Below are 7,914 nucleotides of genomic sequence, written 5' to 3' on the forward strand. Positions count from 1 at the left end.
CCCCCCCCCCCCCCCCCCCCCCCCCCCCCCCCCCCCCCCCCCCCCCCCCCCCCCCCCCCCCCCCCCCCCCCGCGCCGCCCTCGCCCCCACGGTGCTCGCCCTGGGCACGGTCAGCCTGATCACCGACGTCTCCTCCGAGATGGTCACGGCCGTGCTCCCGCTCTACCTCGTCGCCGGACTCGGGCTCACCCCGCTCGGCTTCGGCCTCCTCGACGGCGTCTACAACGGCGTCAGCGCCCTGGTCCGCCTCACCGGCGGCCACCTCGGCGACCGGCTCGGCCGCCACAAGGCGCTCGCCGGCATCGGCTACGGCCTCTCCGCCCTGTGCAAGCCGCTGCTGCTGCTCGCCCACACCCTGCCCGCCATCGGGGCCGTCCTCGCCCTCGACCGCACCGGCAAGGGGCTGCGCACCGCACCGCGCGACGCGCTGATCTCCCTGGCCGCCGCTCCCGAGGAGCGCGGCCGGGCCTTCGGCGTGCACCGGGCCATGGACACCGCCGGCGCGCTGATCGGACCCCTCCTGGCCTTTCTGATCCTGCGCGGCGCCGCCGACGGCTACGACGCCGTCTTCACCGTGAGCGCCTGCGTGGCCACCCTCGGCGTGCTGGTGCTGGTGCTCTTCGTGCCCGGCCGCCGCACGGTGCCCGCCCGCGACACCGCCCCGGTCTCCCTGCGGGCCTCCCTCGCCCTGCTGCGCCGCCGCGACCTGCGCCGCACCGCCCTGTGCGCCCTGCTGCTGGGGCTGTGCACCGTCAGTGACGCGTTCGTCTTCCTGCTGCTGCAGAAGGCCACCGGGATCGCCGACCGCTGGTTCGCGCTGCTGCCGCTCGGCACCGCCGGAGCCTTCTTCCTGCTCGCGATGCCGCTCGGCCGCCTCGCCGACCGCGTGGGCCGCCGCCGGGTCTTCCTCGGCGGCCACCTCGCGCTGCTGCTCGCGTACGGCCTCCTCCTCACCGGCGCCCACCACCCGGCCCTGCCCTACGCGGTCCTCCTGCTCCACGGCGCCTTCTACGCCGCCACCGACGGCGTGCTCATGGCAGAAGCGGCCGGAGCCGTGCCCGAGGAGCACCGGGGCGGCGGGCTCGCCCTGGTCCAGACCGGCCAGGCCCTCGCCCGGTTCACCGCCTCCCTCGGCTTCGGCGCCGCCTGGACCGTCTGGGGCGCCCGGCCGGCGCTCTCCGTGGCCGCCGTCCTGCTGGCCCTCGCCGTGGCCGGCTGCTCCCGGCTGAGGCCCGGCGGCGCCTGACCCCCTGCGCGGCCCCCGCCGGGCCGCCCGTACCACCGCACCCCCACACGAGGAAGACCGAAGACCCCCATGACGCTCCAGCGCCGGATCCTGATCCTGGTCACCGCCGTCGTGCTGCTCACGGCCGTCGGCGTGCTCGCCGTCGTCCGCGCCGGCTCGCGGGCCGACGAGAAGGACCGGGCCCGGCCCGGCGGACCGGAGATCTCCCCGGGCGCCGTCTCCCTGGCCTCCGGCGGCGGACGGCGCATGGTCTTCCGGAACATGGCCTGGGGGCCGCACCGGGACGAGCTCACCTCCGTCCCGGCCGCGGCCCCCGACGGCCCCCGCACCGCCTCCGGGGTGAAGTGCCTGCGCTTCCACGCGGCCGCCGGCACCGGCGTCTGCCTCCGGTCCGACAAGAGCGGCGTCCAGGAGAGCTACCGCGCGGTCGTGCTCGACGCCGGCCTCAAGGAGGTCGCGTCCCGCCCCCTCGCGGGGATCCCCACCCGCGCCCGGGTCTCTCCGGGCGGACACCTGGTGGCCTGGACGGTCTTCGTCGGAGGGGACTCCTACGCCGGCACGAACTTCTCCACCCGCACCTCACTGCTCGACCTGCGCACCGGCCGGTACGACGCCTCCCTGGAGGACTTCACCGTCCTCCTGGACGGCAGGACCTACCGGAACGCCGACGTCAACTTCTGGGGGGTCACCTTCGCCGCCGACGAGAAGACCTTCTACGCGACCCTGGCCACCGGCGGCCGCACCCACCTGGTCCGCGGCGACCTCGCCGCCCGTACCGTGACCGTGCTGCGCGAGAACCTGGAGTGCCCCTCGCTGTCCCCCGACGGGACCCGGCTGGCGTTCAAGAAGCGGGTGCCCGGTCTGCCCGAGGACGCGCCCTGGCGGCTGTACGTCCTCGACCTGGCATCCATGAACGAGACCCCGCTCGCCGAGGGGCGCAGCGTGGACGACCAGGTGGTGTGGACCGACGACCGGACCGTCCTCTACTCCCTCCCGGGGGACTTCGGCGCGGACCTGTACTCCGTGCCGGCCGACGGCAGCGGCGCCGCGACGCGCGTCACGGCCTCGGCCCTCGCCCCGGCCCTCCTCGGCTGAGCGGCCGGGGGAGGGCGCGGGAACGAGGGCCGGACGGGCGGGAGCCCGCAGGGGCGCACGCGGGGCGCCCGCAGGACCGTTACGCCGGAATCAGCGTCCTGCGCCTGCGGCGGCGGGGCGCGGCCGCCGACATCCGCAGCTCGATGATCGAGCGGACGGTCGGCCACTCCTCGTCCAGGATCGAGTAGAAGGCCGTGCTGCGCACCGCCCCGTCCAGCCCCCGCGAATGGGCCCGGCGGACCCCCTCGCAGGTGAAGCCGAGACGCTCCATCGCGGCCCGCGAGCGCCCGTTGCGGGCGTCCGCCCGCAGCGAGATGCGGCGCACGCCCCAGGTCTCGAAGGCGTGGCGCAGCATGAGCAGCTTGGCCTCGGTGTTGATGCCGGTCCCCTGTGCGGCCGGGGACAGCCAGGTGTTCCCGATCTCGGCCGCGTCCGGGATCGCCGTCGCCGGATCCCCGAAGGGCACCCCCGGTACGGCGGGCCAGACGAGCGGACCCTGCCAGTAGTCGAGTTCCAGGAACCGGGTCGACCCGACCACCCGCCCGTCAGAGGCTCTGACCACGGCGAACGCAAGGGATCGACCCGCTGCCTGATCGGCGAGGGCGCGGTCGATGTACTCGTGGGACGCCTGCAACCCGTGCGGCACGGGAGTGAAGGCGTAAGTCGTACGATCCTCGGCCCCGGCCGCGGCCAGGGCCTCGGTGTGGTGGGGGGCGAGGGGCTCAAGCCGCACGGAGCGGCCGGCGAGGAGTACGGGTACGGGCACGGAGCCTTCGGTCCTTCTGGGCGGTGGGGTGGTTGCACAGTCTGCGTTTCTGACGTCACCCCCCGCGCAAAACGCGAGTGAAAGGCAACGGGCTGTCAGGTGAACGCGAGTGGCTCAATGTAGCCCCTCAGGGTCCTCTCATGAACCCCCTATTTGGCAATGGCGCAAAGTGTGTTTTCGATGACTTTGGTCCGACGGCCGAAGAGCCCTCCCGGACGGCGGCCCCGACCGCGTCCCGCTTCCACGAAACCCCCTCTGACCTGCACGGATGTGAGGAAGATCCGGTGGCGGAGGGAAAGCGCCTCCCGGCGGCCCCTCCGGCGGGGCACGGCCGGGCCGGGACGGCGCCCGGAGGCGGGCGGACCGGGGGCGGGCCGGGCAGGGGGGCGGGCCCCGCCGGAAGACCGCCGGGCGGCTTCTCGCGGAGGGAACGGGTCCGTGTGCCGGAGGAGTCATCGACACGATGCTGGCGTCCCCCGCCGGCACCGGCCAGCCGGAGGCGGCCGCCCGGGTCAGCGCGGCGGCAGGCGGCGCCGGCCCGCGCGAGCTCGAAGTGGCCCATGTGACAGACCGGCGACCGGCCCACCCCGGCGGGCCGTTTCGGTGATCCAATGGAGCGGTGACGATACGGTTCCTGCCCGCGCCCGGAGCGCCCCGCCGCCTGGCCGCGGCCCAGCTGAGCAACTCCGTCGGCGACGGCGCCTACTACGTGTGCTCCGCGCTCTACTTCACCCGCGTGGTGGGCCTCTCGCCCGCCCAGATCGGCCTCGGCCTGACCCTCGCCTGGGCGGTCGGCTCGGTCGCCGGAGTGCCGCTGGGAGCCCTCGCCGACCGGCGCGGGCCCCGCGGCACCTCGGTGCTGCTGGCCCTCGCCACCGCGGCCTCGGTGGCCTCCTTCCTGTTCATCCGGTCCTTCCCGGCCTTCCTGTGCGCCGTGGTCCTCTACGCCGTATCCCAGTGCGGCCTCGCGGCCGCACGGCAGGCCCTCCTCGCCGGGCTGGTGGCCCCGCGGGAGCGCACCGGCGTCCTGGCCCACCTCCAGTCGACCCTCAACGCCGGGCTGGCCCTCGGCGCGGCCCTGGGCGGCCTCGCCCTCGGCGCCGGCACCGAGCGGGCCTACCTCGTGGTGTTCGCCCTGGACGCGGTGAGCTTCCTGGTCTGCGCCGCCGTCCTGCGCGGGCTGCCCCCGGTCGAGCCCGCCCCCGGCCGGGCGGCGGGGGAGCCGCGGCTGGCGGTGCTGCGCGACCGTCCGTACGCCCTGGTCACGCTGCTCAACGCGGTCCTGCTGCTGCGGATGCCGCTGCTGAGCCTGGCGATCCCGCTGTGGATCGCCGAGCGCACCCAGGCCCCGGGCTGGCTGGTGTCGGCCCTGTTCGTGCTCAACACCCTCGCCGTGATGCTGTTCCAGGTGCGCCTGGCCCGGCCTGTCACCGACCTGGACAGCGCCGGGCGGGCGCTGCGGCTCTCCGGGGTTGTCATGGCCCTGTCCTGTGCGGTGTTCGCCGTGTCGGCCGTGCCGTCCTCGGGGTGGGCGGCGGCCGCGCTGCTCGTCGCCGGCGCCGCGCTCCAGGCCGACGCCGAGATGCGGCAGTCGGCCGGGTCCTGGCAGATCGGCTTCTCGCTGGCCCCCGCCGAGCGGATCGGCCAGTACCAGGGGTTCTTCGGCACAGGGGTCCCCGTCGCCCGCACCCTGGGCCCACTGCTCCTGACCGCGCTGCTCCTGCTGTGGGGGATCCCCGGCTGGCTGCTGCTCGGCGGCCTCCTGCTGGCGGCCTCGTTCGCCATGGGCCCGGCCGCCCGCCGGGCCGAGGCCAGGGCCGAGGAGCGGGCCCGGCGGGCGCCGGCCGGGGCCGCCTCGCCCGGGCTCTCCTGACCCCCCTCCCGGCGCGCCGGGGCGGGGAGGGGCCCTGCGATCATGCGGGGATGGACTTGGACGAGGTACTGGGCGGGCTGGCCGCCGTCGGACCCTTCTTCACCGTCCCGTACGGCGCGCGACCGCCCGGACCCGGCTTCCGGCCGCTCACGGAGCTGTACGGGGAGGCGCTCGGCCCGTACGTCGCCGAGGTGGGCCGGCGGATCGGCACCGGCCCGGACCGGGTGGCGGCCTCGACCGCGCAGTTCGGGATCGTCTCGCGGCTGTGGTCCCTGGGCCTCGGCTGCGCCGCCCTGGGCGGGCGGGTGCCGGACCTGGCCCCGGAGAGGGTCTGGTGGCACCTGCCCGACGGCGGCTCGCTCCGGCTCTGGCTGCCCGCCCCCGCGGCCGTCCTGCCCGCGGAGGCGCTCGGGGAGACCGTGCTGGGGAACCTGGCCGTGCTGGACGCCGCGCTGCGGCGGGCGTACGGGGTCTCGTCGCAGGTGCTGCGCGGGAACGCCGCCTCCGGGCTCGTCGGGTCCCTGCGCGTCCTGCTCGACCGGGTGGCGGGGGACACGGCCGTGGAGCTGGCCGCCGCCCTGCTGGCCGACGGCGGGGCCCTGGCCGGCACGGGGGAGTTCGTCCACGAGGAGGGCCTCGGGGTGGCCTTCGTGCGGCGCAGCTGCTGCCTCTACTACAAGGTGCCCGGCGGCGGGCTGTGCGGGGACTGCGTCCTGCGGACCCGGTAGCGCGGAGGGGGGGGGGGGGGGGGGGGGGCCCCCCCCCCCCCCCCCCCCGCCGCCCCCCCCCCCCCCCCCCCCCCCGCCCGCGGTTCCGACTAGAAGGTCAGGTTCCAGGAGTCGATCTTGCCGGTGTCGCCGCCGGCGTTGTCGTTCACGCGCAGCTTCCAGGTGCCGTTGGCGACCTCCGAGGAGGCGTCGACGGTGTAGGTCTGGTTGATGTTGTCCGCGCTGCCGCCGGCCCGGTTGTGGACCGTGTAGACGGTGCCGTCGGGTGCGATCAGGTCGACCTTCAGGTCACCGATGTAGGTGTGGACGATGTTCACACCGACCTTGAGGGTGGCCGGGGCGTTGCCGGTCACGCCGGTGACGGTGATGGGGCTCTCCACCGTGCTGTTGTCGGCGATCGCGAAGTCCGCGGTGTTCTCGAAGTACTTGCCCGCGGGAGGGGTGGCGCCGACCGCCTTCAGGGCGTCGACCTGGCCCTCTCCGAAGAAGGAGTTGTTGGCCGTCGTACCGGTGCAGCGGCCGTCCGCCGGGCAGGCGATGTCGTTGGCCTGGGTGGCCAGCTTGTCGCGGATCTGCGCCGGGGTGATGCCCGGATTGGCGCTCGCGATCAGCGCGGCGACGCCCACCACGTGCGGGGTGGCCATCGAGGTGCCGCTCTTGGTGCCGTACTTGCCGCCGGGCAGGGTGGAGTAGACGTCCTGGCCCGGGGCCGCGACGTCGATGACGCCCTGGCCGAAGTTGGAGAACGAGGCCTTGGTGGTGCCGGTGCCGTTCGCCGCGACCGTGACCACGCCCGGGAGCTCGGTCGGGATGTCCAGGCAGGCGTTGGTGATGGTGCGGGTGACCGGCGTCGAGTCGTTGGGGCTCGCCGTGTCGGTCGTCTTGTGGGCCAGGTCGTAGTTCTCGTTGCCCGCCGCGGCGATCTGGAGCGAACCCTTGCCCTCGGCGTACTCCTGGGCGCGCTTGACGCCCTCGATGATGGCGGCCTGGTCGATGTTGTCCGGGCAGTTGAACTGCCACGGGTCGGTGTAGTAGCTGTTGTTGGTGACCTTGAATCCGTGGTCACCGGCCCACACGAACCCGCAGATGGTGTTCTCGGCGAAGAAGAACGAGTTGCCCGGCTCGGCGACGCGGACGGCGGAGATCTTCACGCCCGGGGCCACGCCGACGACGCCCTTGCCGTTCTTGGCGGCGGCGATGGTGCCCGCGACGTGGGTGCCGTGGGTGTCGACGTCCCGCCACGCGCCGGTGCGGGTGTCGGGCTTGCCGTAGGCGCAGGAGACGGAGTCCGCCGCGTTGAAGTTCGGCGCCAGGTCCTGGTGCTGGTCGTCCACACCGGTGTCGAGGATGCCGACCTTGACCGACGCGGAGCCGGGGTTGACGGCCCAGGCCTGGTCGGCCTTGATCTGCGTCATGTCGGCCCGCGCCGGCTCGCCCGCCGGGGTGCTGGCCTGCGCCGGGTTGGCGGGCAGCGCCGGGTTGTAGGCGTCGGCGGGCACGTCCGACGTACGGGTGGCGCCGACCTGCTGGACCCCGCTGACGCCGCGCATGGCCGTGGCGAAGGAGGCCGAGGAGGAGTGGGCGACGATGACGCCGATCTGGTCGAAGTACGAGAAGACCGTGCCGCCGTTGGCGGTGACGGCCGAGCGCACCGCGGAGCTGTCGCCGGGGGTGGTGATCACGAGGTAGGCGCGGGTGCCGGCAACCCAGGTCGCACTCTGGGAAGAAGCCGGGGACGAGGCCTTGGGGGCCTTGGGGGCCACCGCGACGGCGGAGCCCGAGGGGCCGACCGGAGCGGTGCCGGCGAGCGCGGCGGGAGCTCCGAAGGTGAGGGCGGCGCCGAGTGCGGCAGCCACCACCAGGGCACGTCGAGGTCGACTGGATATGTGGGGTATCAAAACGTCCTCCGATGACCCGGAGGGTGCTGGTGGCACCTACCGGGCCGTACGAAACGAGTGGTGGACGCAAGATGTCAGACGCGCGGCCCCGTAGGGAAGTACCTTTTGCAGCGCTCGACTTGAGACGCGGTGGCCGAAACTCGACGCCGGTGGGCCGGTGTGGGCGTTCCACGCCCTTCGCCGGAGTTGCGCGGCTGCGGCGGTTGTGCCGGAACCTGTCCGGATCCGGCCCGGCGGGGGGGGGGGGGGGGGGGGGGGGGGGGGGGGGGGGGGGGGGGGGGGGGGGGGGGGGGGGGGGGGGGGGGGGG

General features: G+C 74.9%; 6 protein-coding genes. 4 read left to right on the forward strand and 2 right to left on the reverse strand.

Annotated elements, in window-relative coordinates; translation table 11 throughout:
* The first annotated feature begins 91 nt into the window (after nucleotides 1-91).
* Together WDV06_RS35195 and WDV06_RS35200 are read left to right on the forward strand one after the other, a co-directional pair.
* Entirely contained in the window at nucleotides 92-1,246 is a 1,155-nt protein-coding gene (locus tag WDV06_RS35195) for an MFS transporter (RefSeq protein ID WP_395513888.1), read from the forward strand.
* Between the two features lie 69 nt (nucleotides 1,247-1,315).
* The gene (locus WDV06_RS35200) at nucleotides 1,316-2,341 is read left to right on the forward strand and encodes a hypothetical protein (RefSeq protein ID WP_395513889.1); all 1,026 of its coding nucleotides are present in this window, start codon (nucleotides 1,316-1,318) and stop codon (nucleotides 2,339-2,341) included.
* Nucleotides 2,342-2,420: 79 nt separating this feature from the next.
* Here the strand turns inward: WDV06_RS35200 and WDV06_RS35205 are convergent, their stop codons facing one another.
* Nucleotides 2,421-3,107 carry a GNAT family N-acetyltransferase gene (locus WDV06_RS35205; RefSeq protein WP_395513890.1) on the reverse strand — a complete coding sequence of 229 codons (687 nt, stop codon included), beginning with the start codon at nucleotides 3,105-3,107 and terminating at the stop codon, nucleotides 2,421-2,423.
* Nucleotides 3,108-3,726: 619 nt separating this feature from the next.
* Between WDV06_RS35205 and WDV06_RS35210 the strand changes: the two genes are divergently transcribed.
* Both WDV06_RS35210 and WDV06_RS35215 read left to right on the forward strand, forming a co-directional pair.
* Complete coding sequence (locus WDV06_RS35210) at nucleotides 3,727-4,980, forward strand: MFS transporter (protein WP_395513891.1); 1,254 nt, start codon at nucleotides 3,727-3,729, stop codon at nucleotides 4,978-4,980.
* Between the two features lie 50 nt (nucleotides 4,981-5,030).
* The gene (locus tag WDV06_RS35215) at nucleotides 5,031-5,708 is read left to right on the forward strand and encodes a (2Fe-2S)-binding protein (RefSeq protein WP_395513892.1); all 678 of its coding nucleotides are present in this window, start codon (nucleotides 5,031-5,033) and stop codon (nucleotides 5,706-5,708) included.
* An 89-nt stretch (nucleotides 5,709-5,797) separates the two neighbouring features.
* On the opposite strand, the gene WDV06_RS35220 is transcribed toward WDV06_RS35215, so the two are convergent.
* Nucleotides 5,798-7,567, reverse strand: a complete 1,770-nt coding sequence (locus WDV06_RS35220; RefSeq protein ID WP_395513893.1) for a S8 family peptidase — start codon at nucleotides 7,565-7,567, stop codon at nucleotides 5,798-5,800.
* Between the last annotated feature and the right edge of the window lie 347 nt (nucleotides 7,568-7,914).

Origin of the sequence: Streptomyces racemochromogenes (assembly GCF_044129415.1) — a bacterium.
Taxonomy (GTDB): Bacteria; Actinomycetota; Actinomycetes; order Streptomycetales; family Streptomycetaceae; genus Streptomyces; species Streptomyces racemochromogenes_A.

What these genes read in the sequence shown, in the direction of transcription:
- WDV06_RS35215 (WP_395513892.1), top strand. Translation starts at nt 5,031, where the DNA reads ATGGACTTGGACGAGGTACTGGGCGGGCTGGCCGCCGTCGGACCCTTC.
- WDV06_RS35200 (WP_395513889.1), top strand. Translation starts at nt 1,316, where the DNA reads ATGACGCTCCAGCGCCGGATCCTGATCCTGGTCACCGCCGTCGTGCTG.